The sequence below is a fragment of the Streptomyces sp. NPDC006430 genome, assembly GCF_040612395.1.
Classification (GTDB): Bacteria; Actinomycetota; Actinomycetes; order Streptomycetales; family Streptomycetaceae; genus Streptomyces.
The window spans coordinates 39,708-62,456 of record NZ_JBEXQA010000030.1; the positions used below are offsets into that span (position 1 = coordinate 39,708).

Here is a 22,749-nt window from a genome sequence, read left to right on the forward strand (position 1 = left end):
TCGTGCCGTCCGGCCGCCCCGGCTGGCTACCCTGGCCGTGACTTGCCGATACGCACCCCTGGAGCGCCCCGTGAGAACCGCCGTCGTCATCGGAACCGGACTGATCGGCACTTCCGCGGCGCTCGCCCTGTCCGCCCGCGGGATCACCGTCCACCTGGCCGACCACGATCCGGCCCAGGCCCGCACGGCAGCCTCGCTCGGCGCCGGCACCGACGAAGCCCCCGACCGTCAGGTCGACCTCGCGATCATCGCCGTGCCGCCGGCCCACGTGGCCGCGACGCTGGCCGACGCGATCGGCCGCGACGTGGCCCGCGCCTACGTGGACGTGGCCAGCGTCAAGGGTGGGCCGCGGCGGGAGCTGGCGGCCCTGGGCGTGGACGTCACCGCGTACATCGGCACCCACCCGATGGCCGGCAAGGAGCAGTCGGGGCCGCTGGCCGCGACGGCAGACCTGTTCGAGGGCCGGCCCTGGGTGCTGACCCCGACCCGGGACACCGACCACGAGGTGCTGAACCTGGCGCTCGAACTGGTGGCCCTGTGCAAGGCCGTACCGGTGGTGATGGACGCCGACGCGCACGACCGGGCGGTGGCGCTCGTCTCGCACACCCCGCAACTGGTCTCCAGCATGGTCGCGGCCCGGCTGGAGGAGGCGGACGAGACGGCGGTGCGGCTGTGCGGGCAGGGGATCCGCGACGTGACCCGGATCGCCGCCTCCGATCCGCGGATGTGGGTGGAGATCCTGTCCGCGAACCCGGGGCCGGTGGCGGACGTCCTGGCCGGGATCGCCTCCGACCTGGAGGCGACGGTCGACGCGCTGCGCGGACTGCAGTCCGCCGACGTGGAGAAGCGGCGCGGCGGTGCGGCCGGCATCGAGGACGTGCTGCGCCGGGGCAACGCGGGCCGGGTACGGGTACCGGGCAAGCACGGCGCGGCGCCCATGGCGTACGAGACGGTAGCCGTACTGATCAGTGACCAGCCGGGCGAGCTCGCGCGGATCTTCGCCGACGCCGGGCGGGCCGGGGTCAACATCGAGGACGTCCGGATCGAGCACGCCACGGGCCAGCAGGCCGGTCTGGTGCAGCTGATGGTCGAGCCGAGGGCCGCGGCCGGCCTGACGGCGGAGCTCCGCGAGCGGGGCTGGGCACTGCGCCAGCAGTAGGCCGACAGCGGGCCGCCGCCCCGCTGCTGCCGCCTGCTCCCCGGCACTGGGCAGCGCCCGTGCCGGGGGCCGGTAACCTTGGGGAGGGGCGCTTTGGCGCGCCCGGACACGTACGCGCAACCAGGAAGGTGCCCGCACCGTGGAAACCGCAGCTCCGTCCGCCGTGATCGTCGCCATCGACGGTCCCTCCGGCACGGGCAAGTCCAGCACCTCCAAGGCCGTGGCCGCCAAGCTCGGGCTGCGCTACCTGGACACCGGTGCCCAGTACCGGGCCATCACCTGGTGGATGATCACCAACGGGGTCGACACCGACGACCCGCACGCCATCGCCGTGGCCGCGGGCAAGCCCGGCATCGTCTCCGGTACCGACCCGGCCGCCCCGACCATCACGGTCGACGGGCTGGACGCCTCCGGTCCCATCCGCACCAAGGAGGTCACCTCCAAGGTCAGCGCCGTCAGCGCCGTCCCCGAGGTGCGCACCCGGATCACCGAGCTGCAGCGCAGCATCGCGGCCGAGGCGGACGGCGGGATCGTCGTCGAGGGGCGGGACATCGGCACCACCGTCCTGCCCGACGCCGACCTCAAGATCTTCCTGACCGCGTCCGCCGAGGCCCGCGCCGCCCGTCGTAACGGTGAGCTGCGCGGCAAGGAGGCCACCGACCTCGCGGCCACCAAGGAAGCCCTGATCAAGCGGGACGCGGCCGACTCCGGCCGCAAGACCTCCCCGCTCGCCAAGGCCGACGACGCCGTCGAGGTCGACACGACCGAGCTGACGCTCGACCAGGTCATCGAGTGCGTCGTGACCCTCGTCGAGGAGCGGCGCAGCCGAGATGCAGCGCAGGTCGGGGGTTCCGAGCGAGGAACGAGTGAGGGGCACCCGGCCGAAGCGGAGCCGAGGCGCAGCGCGACCGGTATCGAGGAGCGGCGCAGCGCGGCCGAGGGCACCGAGAAGCGGGCGGCGAGCAAGTGAGCGACACGCCCTCCCTCAAGGGTGCGGCGGTCGGCCGGCGGATCGGCATAGGCCTCATGTACGGGCTGTGGAAGCCGCGCGTACTGGGCGCCTGGCGCGTGCCCGCCTCGGGGCCGGTCATCCTCGCCGTGAATCACGCGCACAACATCGACGGCCCCATGGTCATGGGCACCACACCCCGGCCCCTGCACTTCCTGATCAAGAAGGAGGCGTACGTCGGCCCGCTCGGCCCCTTCCTGAAGGGGATCGGCCAGGTCAAGGTCGACCGCGCCGGCGCGGACCGGGGCGCGATCACGAAGGCGCTCGCGGTGCTGGAGAACGGCGGAGCCCTGGGGATCTTCCCCGAGGGCACCCGGGGCGAGGGCGACTTCGCCTCACTGCGTGCGGGTCTCGCCTACTTCGCGGTCCGCAGCGGCGCGCCCGTCGTACCCGTGGCCGTGCTGGGCAGCACCGAGAGCCGAGGACGACTGGTACGGGGTCTGCCGCCCTTCAAGAGCAAGGTCGACGTCGTCTTCGGCTCGGCCTTCGACGCGGGCGACGGAACCGGCCGCCGGACCCGTACCGCCCTGGACGAGGCCACCGTCCGCATACAGAGCAGGCTGACCGCCCACCTGGCCGACGCCAAGCGCCTCACCGGGCGCTGAGCGAGACTTGACCTAGTAGTGGAACCGCGCTGCGCGGGGACCACCGATCACCACGAACGACGAGGAACGGACTTCATGAACGACCAGCACGACCACGGAGCGCTCGGCGATGCCGAGTACGCGGAGTTCATGGAGCTCGCCGCGGAGGAAGGCTTCGACGTCGAGGACGTCGAGGGCGCGATCGCGGAGGCGGGCCACGGGCCGTTGCCCGTGCTTGCCGTCGTCGGGCGTCCCAACGTCGGAAAGTCGACCCTGGTGAACCGGATCATCGGCCGCCGCGAGGCGGTCGTCGAGGACAAGCCCGGCGTCACCCGCGACCGCGTTTCCTACGAGGCCGAGTGGGCCGGCCGCCGCTTCAAGGTCGTCGACACCGGCGGCTGGGAGCAGGACGTCCTCGGCCTCGACGCTTCCGTCGCCGCCCAGGCCGAGTACGCCATCGAGACCGCCGACGCGGTCGTCTTCGTCGTGGACGCCAAGGTCGGCGCCACCGACACGGACGAGGCCGTCGTCAAACTCCTGCGCAAGGCGGGCAAGCCCGTCGTCCTGTGCGCCAACAAGGTCGACGGCCAGAGCGGCGAGTCCGACGCCGCCGCCCTGTGGTCGCTCGGCCTCGGTATGCCGCACCCGGTCTCCTCGCTGCACGGCCGCGGCACGGGCGACATGCTCGACGCCGTTCTCGAGGCCCTCCCGGAGGCGCCCGAGCAGACCTTCGGCGGCACCCCCGTCGGCGGGCCGCGCCGCATCGCGCTCATCGGCCGCCCGAACGTCGGCAAGTCCTCCCTGCTGAACAAGGTCGCGAAGGAGGAGCGGGTCGTCGTCAACGAGCTGGCCGGCACCACCCGCGACCCGGTCGACGAGCTGATCGAGCTCGGCGGCGTCACCTGGAAGTTCGTCGACACCGCCGGCATCCGCAAGAAGGTCCACCTCCAGACGGGCTCGGACTACTACGCTTCGCTGCGCACGGCCGCCGCCGTCGAGAAGGCGGAGGTCGCGGTCATCCTGATCGACACGACCGAGAAGATCAGCGTCCAGGACCAGCGCATCATCACCATGGCCGTCGAGGCGGGCCGCGCGATCGTGATCGCGTACAACAAGTGGGACGAGCTCGACGAGGAGCGCCGCTACTACCTCGAACGCGAGATCGAGACCGAGATGCAGCAGGTCGCCTGGGCCCCCCGCGTCAACGTCTCGGCGCTGACCGGACGCCACATGGAAAAGCTGGTTCCGGCGATCGAGACCGCCCTCGCGGGCTGGGAGACTCGCGTCCCCACCGGCCGGCTGAACGCCTTCCTCGGCGAGGTCGTCGCGGCCCACCCGCACCCGATCCGCGGCGGCAAGCAGCCCCGCATCCTGTTCGGCACCCAGGCGGGGAGCAAGCCGCCGCGGTTCGTCCTCTTCGCCTCCGGCTTCCTGGAGCACGGCTACCGGCGCTTCATCGAGCGCCGCCTGCGCGAGGAGTTCGGCTTCGAGGGCACCCCGATCCACATCTCCGTGCGGGTGCGTGAGAAGCGCGGCGCGCAGCACAAGAAGAAGTAGCTGCGAAGGAGCAGCGGTGGTCCGGGGTCAGTAGCCCCGGCGCGGAGCGGGCGGCAGGGCCGCCGGGATGTGGTGCATCCCGGTCTGGTACTGCCGCCCGTTGGCGTAGTCGGAGCCGCCGTGGTCGCCGCTGCCGGCCGCCGCCGTCCCCGCGTACGCGTACGCGTACGCGGGCTGCGGCGCCTGCGGCGGCGGGGCGTACGAGGCCGGCCACGGGTCGGTCTGCCACGCGGAGCCGTTCCAGCCGCTGCCGTACGAGCCGCCCCCGTACTCGGAGCCGCCCGTGCCGTACGAGCTGCCGCCTCCACTGCCGTACGGGGAGCCGCCGCCCATGTACGCGCCCCCGTACGAGAACGCCGTGAAGCCGAGGTCCTCCTCGCCCGTGCGGTCGCCCGGCAGGGTCCGGAAGGAGCGCAGGTACTCCGAGTAGAGCGCGTCGTAGATCGGGGTGTGCGAGACGGCTGCCGGAACGCTCTCCCGGTCCTGTACGGGGAGCATCGGGGAGCCGGTGCTTGCGTGGGCAAGGGCGCGGGAGGGGTCGTATGAATGCACGTATCAGCCAACGAACCCAGCGCCCTGCGGATGCGGGCGAAGGGGGAGAAAACGCAGATCGCCGGGGGTGCGCGGGACGAACCGCGCACCCCCGGCGCAACCGCTGGGGCACCCCCACCGACGGACGGCCGCGCCGCCCCGTGAGGGGCGCGCGCGGCCGTTCCGGGACACCCGCCGGTGTCAGGCGCCGGTGTCAGGCGCCGGAAGTGCCCGCCAGCGGCATGGAGGCCGCCACGAGCTTGCCGCCGGCGGCGGCCCTGTCCAGGGCGTCGCGGAGCAGGTCCTCACGGGGCTGCTGGCCGATGGAGCCGACCGGGGCGGCGTAGACCAGGACGCGCTGGGTCTTGTTGACGGCGGCCCGCCAGCCGTCGGTGACCGAGAGGGCCTGGTGCGCCTGCCACCAGGCGACCTGACCGCCCTCGGCGCCGGGCTGCAGTACGGCGTGCAACTGGCCCGCGGCCAGCAGCACCGACCAGCCGGCGAGCGGGGAGGGCAGCTCGCCGGTGTCGGTGACCGGGATGAACCCCTGCTCGATGAGGAGCGGCAGGAAGTCGTCACCGGGGCCGCTGGTGCCCGGACGGGCGATCGGCGCGGTCGGCTCGACCACGAGGGCGGGGTGCAGCTCGCCGCCGATCAGGACCAAGCCGCTGGTGATGCCGAGGACCGCCTGGCCGCCGGGCACGTTCTGCGGGGCGGCGACGGACGATACTCCGGGGGCCGGGGCGGGGCCGTCGCCGGTGATGCTGCGGACGGCGCCCTGCAACTGCTCCTCGGAGACGCTCACGACCTGGGAGGGGATGCAGCCGGCGTGGGCGAAGGCCAGAACGGCGGTCTCCTCGCCGACGAACAGCACCGTGCTGGTGCGGTCGGTCTCGGGGTCCCCGGGAGTGCGGCAGGAGGTGCAGTCGTAGCTGCGCGGTGCGTCGTCGCCGGTGAGCAGCCTCTCGGCTTCTTCGTCACCGATCTCGGCACGGACCTCATCACTGACGTCGAGCATGCGGGGCACGGGGTGGCTCCTCGGACTAGGCGAGCGGGGGCCGGGCGGTTCCCGGCTCGCCGGGCTCAACGGGCGATCGGCTGCTGGGGTCACGCCGTTGGAGGGAACGCAATCGAACCGGGCCTCCGGAGGAGTGAACGGTCGCACCGCGGCTTTGTTTTCCTGTGAACTGTTTTCTGGTTGTGCTCAGTTGGTGGTCGGTCGTGGCCGTTTCGGGCGGGGCGGCGGCTCGGCCGGCCGGGTGCGGCGGGGGACGATCCGCGTGGCGGTCGTAGCGGACGCGGCGGGGCTGCTTAGCGTGATCCGATGCCCGACTTCCGGATCCGGCAGGCCATCATTCCGGTCGCTGCCGCCGCCGCGCTGGCTCTCGTCCTCGTACTCCCGTCGGGGGCCGGCGCGGCCCCACCGCCCCCCGCGCCCGGGCCCGCGGGGACGGCGCATCCCGGCTCGTCGGGGGTCATCGGGGACGGGCCGGGGGACTGCGGGCCGGGCGGGGAGTGGCCCTGGGACTGCGTGGCCGACTGCGAGAGCAGTGGACGTTGGGCGGTCAACACCGGCAACGGCTTCTACGGCGGGCTGCAGTTCTGGCAGCCGACGTGGGAGGAGTACGGAGGCCTGGGGTTCGCGGCACGGGCCGACCTGGCGAGCCGGGAACAGCAGATCCGGGTGGCGGAGGACGTGCTCGGGTCCCAGGGGTGGGACGCCTGGCCGGTGTGCTCGAAGCGGTACGGGCTGGAGGGGCGCATGCACGTGGTCCGGCCCGGGGACACGCTGGACTCGATCGCCCGGCGGCGCCGGGTGGCGGGCGGATGGCAGGCGCTGTACGAGGCGAATCGTGCGGTGATCGGGTCGCAGCCGCAAGCACTCGTGGCCGGCATGCTGCTGGCCTTGCCCGCCTCACCCAACCCGCCGCCCCCGCCATCGACCCCGCCGGCCAGGCCGTCTGGTCCGGGGGCTCCGCCCGGCCCGACGACCAAGCCACCCGCCCTGGCGGGCAGGCCGCCCGGCCCGACGACCAAGCCGTCCGGCTCGGTGGCCAAGCCGCCTGTTCCGGCGGGTAGATCGGCCGGCCCGTCGGCTCAGCGCGGCTGCCCTGGTGGGTAGGCCGTCCGGCCTGGCGGGCGTGCTGTTCGGTTCGGCGGGTGGGCCGCGTCCGCCGCGGTGACCGAGCCGTCCGGCCGGCGCGGGCGGGTCTGCGTGGGGTCCCAGCGGGCCCCGCCTCCCTCGTCCGTGTTTCCCAGGGTTCGGGCTGCGGCCCGTCGGCCGGAAGGCGGGGGCGGCGCGGCCGGGAGCGGGGAGCGGGGAGCGGACCGTGAACGACCGGCTGCCGGACGCCGCGTCCGCGCTGGCAGACTGCTCGGCATGCTGGAGACCTCCGCACGACTGCTGCGCCTGTTGTCCTTGTTGCAGGCCCACCGCGAATGGACCGGGGCGGATCTCGCCGAGCGCCTCGGCGTGACCCCGAGGACGGTGCGGCGCGATGTGGACCGGCTGCGGGAGCTCGGTTACCCGGTGAACGCCAGTCCCGGGACAGGCGGCGGATACCAGCTGGGCGCCGGGGCCGAGTTGCCGCCGCTGCTGCTCGACGATGACGAGGCCGTCGCCGTCGCGGTGGGCCTGCGGACCGCCGCGGGCAATGGCGTCGAGGGGATCGGTGAGGCCTCCGTACGGGCACTGGCCAAGCTGGAGCAGGTGCTGCCGGGGCGGCTGCGGCGGCGGGTGTCGGCGCTCAACGAGTTCACCGTGCCGATGCTGCGCGGGCCGGGCCGGGCCACCGTGGACCCCTCCGTGCTGACCGAGCTCGCCGCCGCGTGCCGGGACAGCGAGCGGCTGCGCTTCGGGTACCGGGACCACGAGGGCAGTCTCAGCCGCCGCGTGGTGGAGCCGCACCGGCTGGTGTGCACCGAGCGGCGCTGGTACCTCGTCGCCTGGGACGTGGACCGGGAGGACTGGCGGACCTTCCGCGCCGACCGGATCGAGCCCAGACCGCCGCACGGGCCGCGCTTCACCCCGCGCCCGCCCCCGGCCGACGACCTCGCCGCGTACGTGTCGCGCGGCGTGGCGCAGGGTGCGTACGCGGCCAAGGCGGTGCTGAGACTGAAGGTGTCGGCGGAGGCGGCGGCCCGGGTCGTGGGGCCGACCGACGGGGTCCTGGAGCCGATCGACGCGGAGAGCTGCCTGCTGCACACCGGCGCCGTGAACCTCGATGTCCTGGTCATTCACGTCATGCTGCTCGGCTGTGAGTTCGAAGTGATCGAGCCGCCGGAGCTGACGGACCGGATCAGAGCGGCCAGGGACCTTCTGGGACGGGCCGTGGAGAAGATGTAAGGAAACTGAGGGGTGTTCACCCCGGCCGTACCGGGTGGGTCACGGCAATCCGCGGGACGAATTCCGGGGCTTCCGGACGGAATGCGAAAGACGATGTCCGACGGGCGTGTCGCGGGCCGGAAAAAGAATGGCGCGGACGTACTTCCGCGCGGGTTCGGGCGAAGTCGCCGCGGCCGAAGGACTGTCGACATTCCGTGACACAAGTGTGACCCGGTACGGACGAACGTCCGGGCGCGTCGCTGACGTTCCGGTCCTCCGCACGACCAGGGGGCAGGGGCCAGGGGCCAGGGGCCAGGGGTGCCAGGTGTGCCGGGGGCCAGGGCATCGGAAGGACCGGGAAACGACCGAGGCGGGCCGGGTGGTGACCCGGCCCGCCTCGATGGTGCGGGGTGAGGTGGTGCGTACCGCCCCGCGACGTCCCGTACGGGAAGCTGCGGCTCAGCCGCCGGTGGCCGGCCGGGCCGCGGCCCGTGCCGCGGTGGCGGGCCGCTCGGTGTGGGCCGGACGGCGGCTGCCGACGGGCGTGACCGGGGTCCGCTCGGACCTGATCAGATGCGGTCGGCCGGACAGGTGTGCGGCGGGCCGGGACGCCGGGGTGTGCCCGGGGCCGGTGGTTGCCGGCGTGGTCGCCGCGGCGGGCGGGGCGGCGGGCTCCTCGGGGTCGACGGTCCGGGCGGCGGGTACGAGCTGCCACTTGCCGCCCGCGGAGAGCAACGGGGTGAGCACACCGGCGACCGGCGCGGGGACGTTCCCGACTTCCAGGCGGCGGCGCAGCCGCTCGCGCAGCTCGAAGACCCGTGCTTCGGCGCCGGCGATCAGCGGCTCGAACCAGGGCAGCGCCAGCATGATCAGCAGGCCCGCGGACCAGCCGAGCAGCACGTCGCTGACCCAGTGGGTGCCGAGGTACACGGTGGTGGCACCGACGCTCAGGGAGACGACGGCGGACACCACGGACAGCACCCGCCGGGTGACCGTGGTGGAGGCCAGGTAGGCCAGGATTCCCCAGGTCACGACGGCATTGGCGGTGTGGCCGGAAGGAAATATATCGCCGCCGGCGAAGAGTTCGGCGGAGCCGATGCGGGTGGCGTAGTGCGGGCCGAGCCGGCCGAGGCCGAGCTTGACGGCGCCGACGGTGATGTTGAGCAGCAGCAGCGCCACGCCGAGGGTGATCAGCGGGCGGAGGGTGTGCTGCCGCCAGGAGCGCCAGCCGAGCCATGCGGCGACCATGACCGCGGTGGGTCCGCGCTGGCCCAGGACCACGAGGTAGTCGAGGAAGGCGTGCAGCTGCGGCCACTGTTCGTAGGGGCGGAAGAACATGACCTGCCAGTCCAGGCGGACGAGCCAGGACGTGGTCAGGACGGCCACCACGATCGCGAGGTAGAACGCGAGGGTCGATCCGAGGAGCACGACGCGGTGCCGGCTCATCTGCGGCGTTTGCAGATGAGCCGGTCGCTCTGGTTCCCGGTCCAGCCGGGCGAAGACCCGCTCCAGACGGGTCAGGATTTGGTCGGTACGCACTCAATCGACGTTACCGCGCGCCGATGGGCGGCCCGGTCGAATCGCGCGGTTTGTGATGACCATGTGATGTGGAGTTGGTCTCACGCGGGACTTAATTCGCCGGATTTCAGCATTAGTTGGAGCCGTATTGATCCATTGGCCTGGCCATTGTTTCGCACACTTAGCGGTGCTTTATCGGTACAGCTCAATTACTTTGCTCAAACATGGATCGGAATGATCCATTCCGTGATCCGGGTGCCGGACCGATCCGACTCCGGCCGCTACGGGGGCCCCGAACCGTTCAGCCAGAAGGCCCCGTACGTCGCCGAGGCCAGTGCCACCGCCCCCAGCACCACGACCGCTCGCCCCGTCCGCGACCGGGCCAGCGCCACCGCCGCCGGGAGCAGCAGGGGGAACGCTGGCAGCAGCAGCCGGGGTTTGGAGCCGAAGTACCCCGACGCGCACAGCGCCAGCGCCACGACGATCCCGCAGTACACCAGCAGGGCGGCCGGCTGCCGCTGCCGCAGGCACAGCCAGTACAGCCACAGCACCAGGACGACACCCGCGACGAGCCCGACCCCGGCCAGGACGGCGGACGAGGCCAGCTTCGCCCCGACGAACCGGGCGAAGGCCCAGCCGCCGTCGAAGCCGTTGCCCCAACCGCCCTGCACGTCCAGGTAGCCGAGCAGCCCGCCACCGGTCCGCGCCCCGACCCACAGGACGTACGCCGCCGCCCCCATCGGGGCCAGTGCGGCCCCTGCCGCCATCCGCCAGGACCGTTCCCCGCGCCGCCCGGCCAGGGCCGCCGCCACCCACACCGCGGCCACGACCGCGGCGCCGACCGGGCGGGTCAGACCCGCCCCGGCCGCGAGCAGACCGGCCGTCAGCCACCGGCCGCGCAGGGTCGCGTACAGGGCCCATGCGGCCAGTGCCGTGAACAGCGACTCGCTGTACGCCATGGACTGCACGATGCCGACGGGCAGCGCGGCCCAGACTCCGACGGCGAACACGCCTGCTCGGCGCCCGTAGAGGTGATCGCCGATCGCGAAGATCCCCCAGGCCGCCGCGAGCCCGGCCACTGCCGAGACCACCAGGCCCGCGGAGCCGTACGACAGCCCGGTCGGCGCTGCGACCAGCCGCTCCAGCCAGGGCAGCAGCGGGAAGAAGGCCAGGTTCGAGTGGACGTCCCCGTTCGGGAGGGCCACCTCGTACCCGTAGCCCTCCGCGGCGATGCGGGCGTACCAGAGCGAGTCCCAGCGCGCCGACAGCAGCGTGTGCGGGCTGCTGCCGACCACTGCCCCCCAGGCCGCGAGCACGGTCAGCCCGAGGAGCCGGACCGTTGCGAAGACGGCCAGGGCGGGCGCGGCCCGGCGAAATCCAAGATCTTCCACGGGCATGATTATCGGTGGCGCCGGGGCGTGCCTCCGGTGCAGAACCACGGGTCGTGACCGTGCGTGTACGCGGGGGAAGGGTGGGGGAGGGCGGGGTGGGTCGAGTGGCGCACACCACACCGCGGTCGCCGCCGCGATGAGAGCTTGACCACGTGTCTGACAAGCGAACTCGCGTACGCTGACCCTTCACTCGCGTGTCGATGCCGGACCCCGTAGGACGCCGCGGCGCACCACCACCGTGGCTCCGCACCACGCTGGTCCGCCGAGTGCGAGCGATCATCTGGGAGGTACATGCATGTCGGGGACGAACGCGGCCGACCGCAGGACCGCCGACCGCAGGACCGCCGACCGCAGGACCGCTGACCGCGGGACCGCAGAGCGCGGCACCGCCGTCACCGAGACGTCGTCCCTCCGGCAGGGAACGTCCCCGGACGGAGTCCGGGGGAGGCTGCACGCCATCTCTGGCGGGGCCAACCGCTGGGTCGTCCTCGCGGTGCTCTGCGTCAGCCTGGTCCTCGTCGCGCTGGACGCGACGATCCTGCACGTCGCCGTCCCCTCCGTCACCGAGGACCTGCGCCCCGGCTCGATCGAACTGCTGTGGATCGTCGATGCCTACCCGCTGGTCTGTGCGTCCCTGCTGATCCTCTTCGGCACCCTCGGCGACCGGGTCGGCCGCCGCCGCATACTCCTGCTCGGCTACGGGCTCTTCGGCGCGGCCTCCGCGCTGGCCGCCCTCGCCGACAACGCCCAGGTCCTCATCGCCGCCCGCGCCCTGCTCGGCATCGGCGGTGCGATGATCATGCCCGCCACCCTGTCGATCCTGCGGCAGGTCTTCCCGGACCGGCGCGAGCGGGCCCTCGCCATCGGGATCTGGACCGCCGTGGCAGCCATCGGCGCGGCCAGTGGGCCGGTCCTCGGCGGTTTCCTGGTCCAGCACTTCTGGTGGGGCTCGGTCTTCCTGATCAACATCCCGCTGATGGCCCTGATCCTGCCGCTCGGGCGCTGGCTGCTGCCGGAGTCCAAGGGAGCCTGCGACGGACCCTGGGACGTGCTCGGCGCGCTGATGGCCGCCGGCGGTGTGCTCGGCGTGGTCCTCGGGGTCAAGCGGATCGGCGCGGAACGCGTGCTCCTCGACCCCGAGGCGTTGGTGCCGCTGCTGTTCGGCGCGGCGCTGCTGGTCCTTTTCGTACGGCGGCAGAGGCGGCGCACGCACCCGCTCATCGACATGCGGATGTTCTCGCGCGCCGCCTTCTCCACGTCCGTCGGGTGCATCGTCCTCGCCATGCTGGCGCTGGTCGGGCTCGAACTGATCGCGGTCCAGTACCTCCAGCTCGTCCTGCACCTCAGCCCGCTGGAAACGGGGCTGCGGCTGCTGCCGCTCACCTTCGCGGCCATGGCCGCCGGAGCCACCGGGTCGTACACGCTGGCCCGGATCGGGCCGCGCACGATGGTGTCGCTGGGGTTCGTGCTGACGGCCTTCGCCGTGCTGCTGCTGACGTTCATGGGGCAGCACGACCGGCCCCTCCTGCTCACGGTCGGGTTCATCCTGCTCGGCTTCGGGCTGCAGACCACGCTGTTCGCGGCGTACGAGTCGATGCTGAGCGAGGCTCCGGCGGACACGGCGGGTGGGGCCGCCTCCATAGGCGAGACCTCGTACCAGCTGGGCGCGGGGATGGGCATCGCGCTGCTCGGCAGCGTCATGAACGCGGCCTATGCGCCGGGGCTCCTGCATGTGCCCGGCGTGTCGTCCTCGGACGCGGCGGGCGCCGCGAACTCCCTGGGCGAGGCGTACCAGATCGCGGCTTCCCTCGGGGGCGCCGCGGGGGAGTCGCTGTACGCCGCGGCGCGGCACTCGTTCGTGCACGGGCTGCACGTCACGCTCGTGGTCAGCGCCGGGCTGCTGCTGGCGGGGGCCCTGATGGCGCTGAAGTTGCCGCGGGTCATGGAGTGCCAGGACTCCGCCGAGGGCGGAACCGAGCCCGTACGGCTCCCCGCGCAGGCGGGCCCGGACGCTCTCCGCATCCCGGCCGCGGCGATGACGCCGGACCGCGACACGGCGGTCCCCGGCCGCGCCGGCTGACCGCACGTGTGCGGCGCCCTGGTCGGGGCCGGCTCCAGGGCCCTCCCCAGCTACCGCGGGTCCCGAATGCGGTGGGGCCCGTGAGGGCGGGGGTGGACCACGGGCGGAGGCCGGGACAAACTAGCAGCGCTAGCCATGACTTCATGCGCGCCGGGAGGCCCTTCGTGTCCGCGTCGAGAACGCCCTTCGTACCCACCGATCCGCTCGGGCTCGACGAGCTCCTCGCCCCCGAGGACCTCGCCATCCGCGACACCGTCCGCGACTGGGCCGCGGACCGCGTGCTCCCGTACGTCGCCGACTGGTACGAGAGCGGCGAGCTGCCCGGCATCCGGGAGCTCGCCCGCGAGCTCGGCGCGCTGGGGGCGCTCGGGATGTCCCTCCAGGGGTACGGCTGCGCCGGCGCCAGTGCCGTGCAGTACGGGCTCGCCTGCCTGGAGCTGGAGGCCGCCGACTCCGGCATCCGGTCCCTCGTCTCCGTGCAGGGGTCGCTCGCCATGTACGCGATCTGGAAGTACGGCTCCGAGGAGCAGAAGCAGCGCTGGCTCCCCGGCATGGCGGCCGGCGAGCTGATCGGCTGCTTCGGGCTGACCGAGCCCGACGTCGGGTCCGACCCCGCTGCCATGCGGACGTACGCGAAGCGCGACGGCGCCGACTGGGTGCTGAACGGTCGCAAGATGTGGATCACCAACGGCAGCGTGGCGTCCGTCGCCGTGGTGTGGGCGCAGACCGACGAAGGGATCCGCGGCTTCGCCGTACCCACCGATGCCGCGGGTTTCTCGGCGCCCGAGATCAAGCACAAGTGGTCGCTGCGCGCCTCGGTCACCAGCGAGCTGGTCATGGACGACGTACGACTGCCCGCGGACGCGGTGCTTCCGGGCGTCACCGGGCTCAAGGGTCCGCTGGGCTGCCTCAGCCACGCGCGGTACGGGATCGTGTGGGGGTCCATGGGAGCGGCGCGCGCCAGCTTCGAGGCCGCGCTCGACTACGCGCGGACGCGGGAGCAGTTCGGCAAGCCCATCGGCGGCTTCCAGCTCACTCAGGCCAAGCTCGCCGACATGGCACTGGAACTCCACAAGGGCATTCTGCTCGCCCACCACCTGGGCCGGCGGATGGACGCGGGCACCCTGCGGCCGGAGCAGATCAGTTTCGGCAAGCTGAACAACGTCCGCGAGGCCATCGAGATCTGCCGCACCGCGCGGACCATCCTCGGCGCCAACGGGATCTCCCTGGAATACCCCGTCATGCGGCACGCCACCAACCTGGAATCGGTGCTCACTTACGAGGGCACCGTCGAGATGCACCAGTTGGTGCTGGGCAAGGCGCTCACCGGGCTCGACGCCTTCCGGTGATCGCCCTGCTCAGCTCTGGTTGAAGAAGTCGCGCGAGCGGCCGGCGGGCTCGCCGTTCACGATCTGGGTGTCGGCCGGGGTCAACAGGAAGACCCTGGTCGCCACCCGTTCGATAGAACCGCGCAGGCCGAAAGTCAGGCCGGCCGCGAAGTCGACCACGCGCTTGGCGTCGGCCGGGTCCATGGACGACAGGTTCACGATCACCGGGACGCCCTCGCGGAACAGCTCGCCGATGCCGCGCGCGTCACGGAAGCCGTCCGGGGTGACGGTCGCGATACGTCGGCCCTGCTCGACGGCCGAGTCCGACGCGACCCTGACCCGGGGGTCGGTGACCCACTGGTCGCCCGGTCCCGAGACGGAACCCTGGGCGGCCTCCGCGTAGTCGTCGTCGTAGTAACGCTCGTCGTCGTTGTCCTCCACGAGACCCAACCAGGCACTCGCCTTGCGTACCGAACCCATGGACGCCTCCTTTCATCGCGGTCGGTTGTCTTCTCTCCGCTGCCCCTATGGTCGTCCATGATGCTGACAACGCGCCAAGTGGATAGTCGCCGCGCAGGGGTTTCGTGACGGTACTGGTGCAGAACATCCGTTGCCCCGTCAAGGTTCCTGGTGGATACCACTGCTGTCTGAGTGAAAATACGACCGCAGCCGCCGTCCGGGTGGCAGATGGGGACGTACGGGTGAACGATCCGGCTCGATACGATGCCTCCCACGCACGCGCATGACACACGGGGGACCAGTTTGTTCGGCATCGTCAGACCCTGCACGCACCGGCTGGGGGAGCGGTTCAAGGCGGAGTGGATGGCCCATCTCTGCGGGCTGTGCCTGGCACTTCGCGGGGACCACGGGCAGTTCGCCCGGATCGTCACCAACTACGACGGTCTGCTCGTCTCCGTTCTGACGGAGGCTCAGTCGGGACCGGCTCCCGGCTCCCGGCGTACCGCCGGCCCCTGTCCGCTGCGCGGGATGCGGACGGCCGCGGTGGCCAAGGGCGAGGGCGCGCGACTGGCGGCTGCCGTCTCGCTCGTGCTCGCCTCGGCGAAGGTACGGGACCACGTGGCGGACCGGGACGGGCTGTTGGCCCGTGCGCCGATCGCCGCCGCCGCGCGCAAGGTGGCCCGTGGCTGGGACCGCGCCGGCGCCCGCACCGGGGCCTCGCTCGGCTTCGACACGGCGGTCCTCGTGGACGCCGTGGACCGGCAGGCCGGGATCGAGACGTTGGCCGGTCCCGGCACCTCGGTGCTCGTGGTCACCGAGCCCACGGAGACCGCGACGGCCGCCGCCTTCGCCCATACCGCGCAGCTGGCCGGACGGCCAGGCAACGCCACCGCGCTCGCCGAGGCGGGGCGCTACTTCGGGCGACTCGCACACCTGCTGGACGCCGTGGAGGACCGGGCTGCGGACGCTGCGGCGGGCGCCTGGAACCCGCTGACGGCCACCGGAACCCCGCTCGCCGAGGCCCGGCGGCTGTGTGACGACGCCCTGCACGGCATCAGGCTGGCGCTGCGCGAGGTCGAGTTCGCGGACGCGGGGCTTGCCCACCGGCTGCTGGTGCACGAACTGAGGACCTCGGTCGACCGGGCCTTCGGGGTCACCGGCTGCGGGCACGTGGGCACGAACGCCGCCGGGCAGGGCGGCTTCGGGGCTCCGCCGCAGGGCTACGGCCCGGGCCAGGGTTCCCCGTACGGCGGCTCCCCGTACGGGGATCAGGGCGGGGACCCTCAGGGGGGCAACCCGTACGGCGGCGGTGCGGGCGGGCCCGGCGGCCCCTGGATACCCGGCCCGCCCGGGGGTCCCGGTGGCGGCCTGCCTCCGCAGAAGCCGCGCCGCGGGTTGCTCGCGGGCTGCGCGGTGGCCCTCGGCCTGTTCTGCACCTGCCAGTTGTGTTGCGCCGAGCACGAGGGCCCGTGGTCCCGCAAGAAGCGGGACGCCTGGTGCGAAGCCTGCGACTGCGGCAATTGCTGTCCCGACTGCAGCGGCTGCGACTGCTGCAATTGCGACGGCTGCTGCTGCGACGGCTGCGACTGCGGCTGCGACTGCTGAAGCCCTTTCAGTTCTCCATGGTCCGGACGGCTTACAGGAAGGTTCCCGCCCGGGTCCGTGTGGAAGGGGTGAGCGGCATGAGCGATGACGCAGATGATCCGAAGTCCGCCTGGCGGAAACGGCACGAGCACCGGGTGGCGGTCGTGCCCGCCCCCTGCGGCCCCCTCTCCCTCGTCGGCACCCTTCCCCGGACTTCGTCCGCGGGGACCCCCAGGATCTCCGATCACTCGGAAGAGCGAATTCCGGCCGTTCCGGGGCGCCGGCGCCCCACCGAGGCCGGGGTGGTCCTGACCGCCTTCGCCGAGGACGGCCCCAGCCCCGACGGTGAGCCGTTCGCCGGTGACGCCGTCCTGGCCGCCCACGAGGCTCCGCCCGCGCACTCCCGGCTCGCCGCTGCCGGGGACGTCCGGATCCTTGTGATCCGGCGCGAGGGGGAGCGTGCGGTACGGGCCTTCGACCCCGCTGCCGAGGCGCGCCTGACCTTCGCCGGCATCGAGGTGGTCCCGTACGACCCGGACTTCGCGCTGCCGGGGCTCCGCGGCCCGTACGGCGAGGACCGGATCGTCCAGGTCGCGAACGCCGACGGGGGCGAGCGCGAGCTCGGCCCCGGCAGCGAGCCGGGCTTCGCGCACCGGGGCGCCGGGCACACCCCCCGGGCCGCCGTCGACGAGGACGACGACAGCCTCCGGGCCGTGATCGGCGATGCCATCGGAGGGGGTTCGAGCTACCGCTTCCGGTTCCTCAAGCCCGGTGTTCCGGACGTCGAGGAAGGCGCGATCACCCTCGACCCCCACTGGGGCCTCCTGCCCCCTGCGCCTTCGCGGACCGCTTCATCCGCCCGTTCCCGCCGCCCCGGAGCACCCTGCCCTTCGAGGTGGCGGCGGGCGGGCGGAGGCCGAAAGATGCCCTTGTCGCCCGTATCTGACGCCGAGACACTCCCGACAGCGCCTTTCCGGGGGCTTGTCAGGGGCACGACGAAAACCTGTGCGCCCGCCGTACCCCCGGCTGCGCCTCACGGGCTCCGGCGCCCCCACGTCCGCCGGGCCCCCGATCCCTCCCGGGAGGACGAGAAGTGAGGATCAAGAGCATCACCCGTACCCGGCTGCTCGCGCTGGCCGCCGGCCTGGCAGCCGTCGCCGGGCTCGCCGCACCCACCGCCGCGAGCGCCGACAGCGGCTTCAGCGCTGCACGGCTCGCAGCGGCCAGCGCCTCCGTCCAGCGCGCCGACGTCGCCGGCACCGCCTGGTACACCGACCCCGCCAGCGGAACCCTCGTGGTCACCGCGGACTCCACCGTCTCCGCCGCGGACATCGCCAAGATCCGCAAGGAGGCCGGAGCCGACGCTGCGGCCCTGCGCATCGAACGCACCCCCGGCACGCTGCGCAAGCTGATCTCCGGCGGCGACGCCATCTACACCTCGGGCTGGCGCTGCTCGCTCGGCTTCAACGTCCGCAGCGGCAGCACGTACTACGTGCTCACCGCCGGCCACTGCACCGACGGCGCCGGCACCTGGTGGACGAACTCCTCGCACACCACCACGATCGGCGCGACCGTGGGCTCCAGCTTCCCGAACAACGACTACGGCCTCGTCCGCTACGACAACACCTCCCTCGCCCACGCCGGCACCGTCGGCAGTCAGGACATCACCAGCGCCGTCAACGCCACCGTCGGCATGTCCGTGACCCGGCGCGGCTCCACCACCGGCACCCACAGCGGCTCGGTGACCGGCCTCAACGCCACCGTCAACTACGGCGGCGGCGACATCGTCTACGGCATGATCCGCACCAACGTCTGTGCCGAGCCCGGCGACAGCGGCGGCCCGCTCTACTCCGGCACCCGCGCGGTCGGCCTCACCTCCGGCGGCAGCGGCGACTGCACCTCGGGTGGGACCACCTTCTTCCAGCCGGTCGTCGAGGCCCTCAACGCGTACGGCGTGAGCGTGTACTGACCGTCTCCGGACGGATGGAAGCCGTCCGGACCGCACACGGCACGATCGTGAGCCCCCGCCCGAAAGAAGGACCCTCGGGCGGGGGCCCGCTGTTGACGCGACCGGGTGGGGCGGGCCCTGATGTGGCCCGGGTGCTGCCGGAGCGGCTTCTTGTGAACGATTTCACAAGAAGCCCGCAGGCTTCGTCCCTTCCCCGTATGCGCAGGTCGGACCCCCTGTCCCGGGCGAGTGGGCACAGATGAAGGGACCTTCGGCCCGGCGGAAGGGGGCCTTCTCAGCGCGGCTGCTTCCGCTTTCGGGTGTCGAATTGAGACATCAGGAAAGCGGTTCCGGTCGCGTCGATGTGAAGGAGTTCCTGCCATGCAGGCGAACGAGATGGTGGACGGACTGGTCCAGCGGGCACTGAAGGCGCTCGACCAGTTCGAGGCCCTCGACCAGGAGCAGGTCGACCACATCGTCAAGAAGGCCTCGCTGGCCGCCCTGAGCGCGCACGGCGAACTCGCCCGGCTGGCCGTCGAGGAGACGGGCCGGGGCCTCTTCGAGGACAAGGCCGTCAAGAACCTCTTCGCCTGCGAGCACGTCGTGAACTCGATGCGCGGTCTGAAGACCGCGGGCGTCATCCACCGCGACGAGCTGAACGGCATCACCGAGATCGCCGAGCCCGTCGGCGTCGTCTGCGCGATGACCCCGGTGACCAACCCGACCTCGACCACGATCTTCAAGGCGCTGATCGCCCTGAAGACCCGCAACCCGATCGTCTTCGCCTTCCACCCCTCCGCCCAGCAGTGCTCGGCCGAGGCCGCCCGCATCGTCCGCGACGCCGCCGTGGCCGCTGGCGCCCCCGCCGACTGCGTCCAGTGGGTCGAACAGCCCTCCATGGAGGCCACCGGCGCCCTCATGAACCACCCGGGCGTCTCCACCATCCTGGCCACCGGCGGCAACGCGATGGTGAAGGCCGCCTACTCGTGCGGCAAGCCCGCCCTGGGCGTCGGTGCCGGCAACGTCCCCGCGTACGTCCACAAGAGCGCCAAGCTCGAACGCGCGATCCACGACATCGTGCTCTCCAAGGCCTTCGACCACGGCATGATCTGCGCCTCCGAGCAGGCCGTCATCCTCGACCAGGAGATCTACGAGAAGGGCCTCGCCGAGTTCCGGCGGCTCGGCGCCCACGTGGTCACCACCGCGGAGAAGGCCAAGCTGGAGCAGTACATTTTCGGTACGACGGCCTGCGCGGCCGACTGCGCCGGCGCCAAGCTGAACCCGGCGGTCGTCGGCAAGTCCCCCCGGTGGATCGCCGAGCAGGCCGGATTCACCGTCCCCGCCGAGACCTCCCTCCTCCTCGCCGAGTGCAACGAGGTCGGCGACGGCGAACCGCTGACCCGCGAGAAGCTCTCCCCGGTGCTGGCCGTGCTGAAGTCCTCCGACGCCGAGCACGGCCTCGAACTGGCCGCCGCCATGGTCGAGTTCAACGGCCTGGGCCACAGCGCCGCCATCCACGCCGAGGACGAGCGGCTGGTCGAGGAGTTCGGCCGGAAGGTCAAGGCGATCCGCATCATCGCCAACTCGCCCTCCACCTTCGGAGGGATCGGCGACGTCTACAACGCCTTCCTCCCCTCCCTGACCCTCGGCTGCGGCTCGTACGGCCACAACTCGGTGTCGAACAACGTCACCGCGGTCAACCTGATCAACATCAAGCGGATCGGACGGCGCAACACCAACATGCAGTGGTTCAAGGTCCCGCCGAAGATCTACTTCGAGCGCAACTCCCTGCGCTACCTGGGCGAGATGAAGGGCATCAACCGCGTCTCCATCGTCACCGACAAGACGATGGTCGAGCTCGGCTTCGTCCAGAAGGTCACCGACATCCTGCACGCCCGCGAAGGAGCCGTCGTCGTCCAGGTCATCGACAACGTCGAGCCCAACCCGGAGCTGTCGACGGTCCAGGCCGGCGCCGCGCTGATGCGCGACTTCCGGCCCGACACGATCATCGGCCTCGGCGGCGGCTCCCCGATGGACGCCGCAAAGATCATGTGGCTGATGTACGAGCGCCCGGAGGTGGAGTTCGCGGACACCAAGGAGAAGTTCTTCGACGTCCGCAAGCGCGCCTACACCTTCCCCTCGCTCGGGGAGAAGGCCAAGCTGGTCGCCATCCCGACCACCTCGGGCACCGGCTCCGAGGTCACCCCGTTCGCCGTGATCTCCGACCCGGCCGCGGCCCAGAAGTACCCCCTGGCCGACTATGCGCTGACCCCGGACGTCGCCATCGTCGACCCCGTGCTCGCGATGGGGCTGCCGGCCACCGTGACTGCCGACTCCGGCTTCGACGCCCTGACGCACGCCACCGAGGCGTACGTCTCCTCCTACGCCAACGACTACACCGACGGGCTGTGCCTCCAGGCCATCAAGCTCATCTTCGACAACCTGGAACGCTGTGTGGTGGACGGCCCGAACGACCCCGAGGCCCGCGAGAAGATGCACAACGCCTCGACGGTCGCGGGCATGGCCTTCGCCAACGCCTTCCTCGGCCTGGTCCACGCCATGGCCCACACCCTGGGCAACACCTTCCACGTCACCCACGGCCGCACCAACGCCTTGCTCCTGCCGCACGTGATCCGGCACAACGGCACGGTCTCGCACAAGGCCACCCCGTGGCCGAAGGCCGAGGTCTACCGGGCCCCGGAGCGCTTCCAGGAGATCGCGAAGCTGCTGGGCCTGCCGGCCGCCACCCCGGCCGAGGGGGTCGAATCGTACGCCCGCGCCGTCGAGGAACTGCGTGCCAAGTGCGGGATCCCGGCCTCGTTCGCCGAGGAGGGCGTGGACGAGCAGGCCTTCATCGAGGCCCTGCCGACCCAGGCCATGAACGCCTATGCCGACCAGTGCGCGCCCGCCAACCCGCGGATGCCGATGATCGACGAGATGCAGCAGCTGATGCGGCAGGCGTACTACGGCAACGCGGAGGGCGCGCCGGCCCGCTGAGCGGGTCCGGGGGGCGTGCCGACCGGGGAGGCCGTTGCCGTCGTCGTCGGGGGTGTTCACCGGTCGGCCCGGCCGGTGCCGGTGCCGGTTCCGGCACCGGCTGTCGCGTCGTCGGGGAGTCCGCTCCCCACCGCGACCCCCGGTCGGCCCCCGCGGAAGAACGCCAAGGCCACCGTGACGGCCGCGCCGAGCACCGCCCAGGCGGCCAGCACCAGCATCGGCCCCGCCGCGCCGTTGCCCTGGAAGTACGTGAAGGAGCGTGCGGCGTACGTACCCGCGCCCGGCGGCAGGGCCGGGCCGATGGCGCTCCAGAACGGCGGCAGCAGCGGGTACGGGTAGGCGCCGCCCGCACTCGGGTTGCCGAGCACCACCACCAGCAGGATCGCCAGGCCGATGCCGACGACGCCCGCCAGCTCCTGGAAGGCCAGGGTGATCGCCCCGACCGCGAAGACGACCAGGGTGCCCAGCCCCCACAGGGCCGTGATGCCGCCGGGCAGGGCGTCCAGGACCGGGCCCGCGATCACCGTGCCGAGCAGCCCGGCGGCGATCGCGTACAGCAGCAGCGCGCCGAGCCGGATGACGGCGCGGTGGGAGTTGGCGGGCCGGGCGCCGGCGCTGATCGCGAGGATCGCGGCGCACAGGTAGCCGCCGACGCACCAGCCGATGACGAGGTAGAAGGAGCTCAGGCCGCGCGCGTCGCCCGCGGCGGCCGGTGCCACGTCGACGACCCGGACGTTACGGCCCCGGGCCTTCTCGGTGAGGCCGACGACCTGTTCGAGTGCCTGTGAGAGCGAGGCGCCCGCGCCGCTCGCGATCAGCAGCCGGTCGGTCGTGCCGCCCGGATCGATGACCAGCGCCCCGTCCACGTCCCGGTTCTCGACCTGCGCGAGCGCGGTCGCCTCGTCCTCGACCGCGTGCGGGTCGAGCGGCTTGCCGGGCAGGGTGCGCAGCTGCTGCGCGGACCGCTCGGCGACGAGCCGGGCGGGGGCGGCCACGGCGAGGGGGATCTCGCTGGGTTCGGGGTGGTGGAAGGCCCCGATGTACGAGGTGATGAAGGCGAGCTGGAGGACCAGCACTCCCAGGACCAGCAGGGCGGCCCGGGTGGTCACGGCGTCCTTGAACTCGGCGAGGAACCCGGCGGGCGGAGGCGGGGAGGTGGGCTGGGTCATGTCTCACACGCTCGGCGGACCGGGAGCGGGACGCAGCAGGGAAGGGCCGAACGGATGAGAGGCGGATGATCGAACAAGCGTTTCGCACGAATATTCGAATTGCTCTATGG

At 72.3% G+C, this 22,749-nt stretch carries 16 protein-coding genes and 2 pseudogenes; 12 read left to right on the forward strand and 6 right to left on the reverse strand.

What is annotated here, in order from left to right:
* Positions 1-70: 70 nt before the first annotated feature.
* The 4 genes and pseudogenes from ABZZ20_RS29965 (at position 71) to der (ending at position 4,309) form a co-directional block, all read left to right on the forward strand.
* Entirely contained in the window at positions 71-1,159 is a 1,089-nt protein-coding gene (locus ABZZ20_RS29965) for a prephenate dehydrogenase (protein ID WP_356874922.1), read from the forward strand.
* A gap of 139 nt (positions 1,160-1,298) precedes the next feature.
* Positions 1,299-1,985 (forward strand): annotated as a pseudogene (gene cmk / locus ABZZ20_RS29970) ((d)CMP kinase); the annotation flags it as partial.
* 200 nt (positions 1,986-2,185) lie between these two features.
* A complete protein-coding gene (locus tag ABZZ20_RS29975) occupies positions 2,186-2,773 on the forward strand; it encodes a lysophospholipid acyltransferase family protein (RefSeq protein ID WP_356874960.1) in 588 nt (195 codons plus the stop codon).
* A gap of 75 nt (positions 2,774-2,848) precedes the next feature.
* Complete coding sequence (gene der / locus ABZZ20_RS29980) at positions 2,849-4,309, forward strand: ribosome biogenesis GTPase Der (protein WP_356874924.1); 1,461 nt, start codon at positions 2,849-2,851, stop codon at positions 4,307-4,309.
* A 27-nt stretch (positions 4,310-4,336) separates the two neighbouring features.
* Here der and ABZZ20_RS29985 read toward each other — a convergent pair whose 3' ends face one another.
* Positions 4,337-4,807, reverse strand: coding sequence for a hypothetical protein (locus ABZZ20_RS29985; protein ID WP_356874926.1), 471 nt, complete (start codon positions 4,805-4,807; stop codon positions 4,337-4,339).
* A 247-nt stretch (positions 4,808-5,054) separates the two neighbouring features.
* Positions 5,055-5,858 carry a hypothetical protein gene (locus ABZZ20_RS29990; RefSeq protein ID WP_356874962.1) on the reverse strand — a complete coding sequence of 268 codons (804 nt, stop codon included), beginning with the start codon at positions 5,856-5,858 and terminating at the stop codon, positions 5,055-5,057.
* Positions 5,859-6,164: 306 nt separating this feature from the next.
* On the opposite strand from ABZZ20_RS29990, the pseudogene ABZZ20_RS29995 reads away from it, so the two are divergent.
* Together ABZZ20_RS29995 and ABZZ20_RS30000 are read left to right on the forward strand one after the other, a co-directional pair.
* A pseudogene (locus ABZZ20_RS29995) lies at positions 6,165-6,749 on the forward strand (transglycosylase family protein); the annotation flags it as partial.
* A gap of 471 nt (positions 6,750-7,220) precedes the next feature.
* Positions 7,221-8,186 carry a YafY family protein gene (locus ABZZ20_RS30000; RefSeq protein ID WP_356874927.1) on the forward strand — a complete coding sequence of 322 codons (966 nt, stop codon included), beginning with the start codon at positions 7,221-7,223 and terminating at the stop codon, positions 8,184-8,186.
* A 438-nt stretch (positions 8,187-8,624) separates the two neighbouring features.
* On the opposite strand, the gene ABZZ20_RS30005 is transcribed toward ABZZ20_RS30000, so the two are convergent.
* Positions 8,625-9,704, reverse strand: coding sequence for a phosphatase PAP2 family protein (locus ABZZ20_RS30005; protein WP_356874929.1), 1,080 nt, complete (start codon positions 9,702-9,704; stop codon positions 8,625-8,627).
* Positions 9,705-9,964: 260 nt separating this feature from the next.
* A complete protein-coding gene (locus ABZZ20_RS30010) occupies positions 9,965-11,074 on the reverse strand; it encodes a glycosyltransferase family 39 protein (RefSeq protein WP_356874931.1) in 1,110 nt (369 codons plus the stop codon).
* A gap of 295 nt (positions 11,075-11,369) precedes the next feature.
* On the opposite strand from ABZZ20_RS30010, the gene ABZZ20_RS30015 reads away from it, so the two are divergent.
* Positions 11,370-13,154, forward strand: coding sequence for an MFS transporter (locus tag ABZZ20_RS30015; RefSeq protein WP_356874933.1), 1,785 nt, complete (start codon positions 11,370-11,372; stop codon positions 13,152-13,154).
* A 143-nt stretch (positions 13,155-13,297) separates the two neighbouring features.
* Complete coding sequence (locus tag ABZZ20_RS30020; RefSeq protein WP_356874934.1) at positions 13,298-14,503, forward strand: acyl-CoA dehydrogenase family protein; 1,206 nt, start codon at positions 13,298-13,300, stop codon at positions 14,501-14,503.
* A 9-nt stretch (positions 14,504-14,512) separates the two neighbouring features.
* Here ABZZ20_RS30020 and sepF read toward each other — a convergent pair whose 3' ends face one another.
* Positions 14,513-14,962 carry a cell division protein SepF gene (gene sepF / locus ABZZ20_RS30025; protein WP_356874936.1) on the reverse strand — a complete coding sequence of 150 codons (450 nt, stop codon included), beginning with the start codon at positions 14,960-14,962 and terminating at the stop codon, positions 14,513-14,515.
* A 282-nt stretch (positions 14,963-15,244) separates the two neighbouring features.
* Here sepF and ABZZ20_RS30030 point away from each other — a divergent pair, with 282 nt between their 5' ends.
* From ABZZ20_RS30030 to adhE, 4 genes are all read left to right on the forward strand, one after another.
* Positions 15,245-16,546 (forward strand): DUF5685 family protein, encoded by a 1,302-nt coding sequence (locus tag ABZZ20_RS30030; RefSeq protein ID WP_356874938.1) that lies wholly within the window; start codon positions 15,245-15,247, stop codon positions 16,544-16,546.
* 77 nt (positions 16,547-16,623) lie between these two features.
* Entirely contained in the window at positions 16,624-17,622 is a 999-nt protein-coding gene (locus tag ABZZ20_RS30035) for a DUF1684 domain-containing protein (protein WP_356874940.1), read from the forward strand.
* The gene (locus tag ABZZ20_RS30040; protein ID WP_356874942.1) at positions 17,619-18,494 is read left to right on the forward strand and encodes a S1 family peptidase; all 876 of its coding nucleotides are present in this window, start codon (positions 17,619-17,621) and stop codon (positions 18,492-18,494) included. Before ABZZ20_RS30035 ends, ABZZ20_RS30040 begins: the two co-directional genes overlap by 4 nt.
* A gap of 360 nt (positions 18,495-18,854) precedes the next feature.
* Entirely contained in the window at positions 18,855-21,470 is a 2,616-nt protein-coding gene (adhE, locus tag ABZZ20_RS30045) for a bifunctional acetaldehyde-CoA/alcohol dehydrogenase (protein WP_356874944.1), read from the forward strand.
* Positions 21,471-21,526: 56 nt separating this feature from the next.
* Here the strand turns inward: adhE and ABZZ20_RS30050 are convergent, their stop codons facing one another.
* A complete protein-coding gene (locus ABZZ20_RS30050) occupies positions 21,527-22,639 on the reverse strand; it encodes a DUF3533 domain-containing protein (RefSeq protein ID WP_356874946.1) in 1,113 nt (370 codons plus the stop codon).
* Positions 22,640-22,749: the final 110 nt, after the last annotated feature.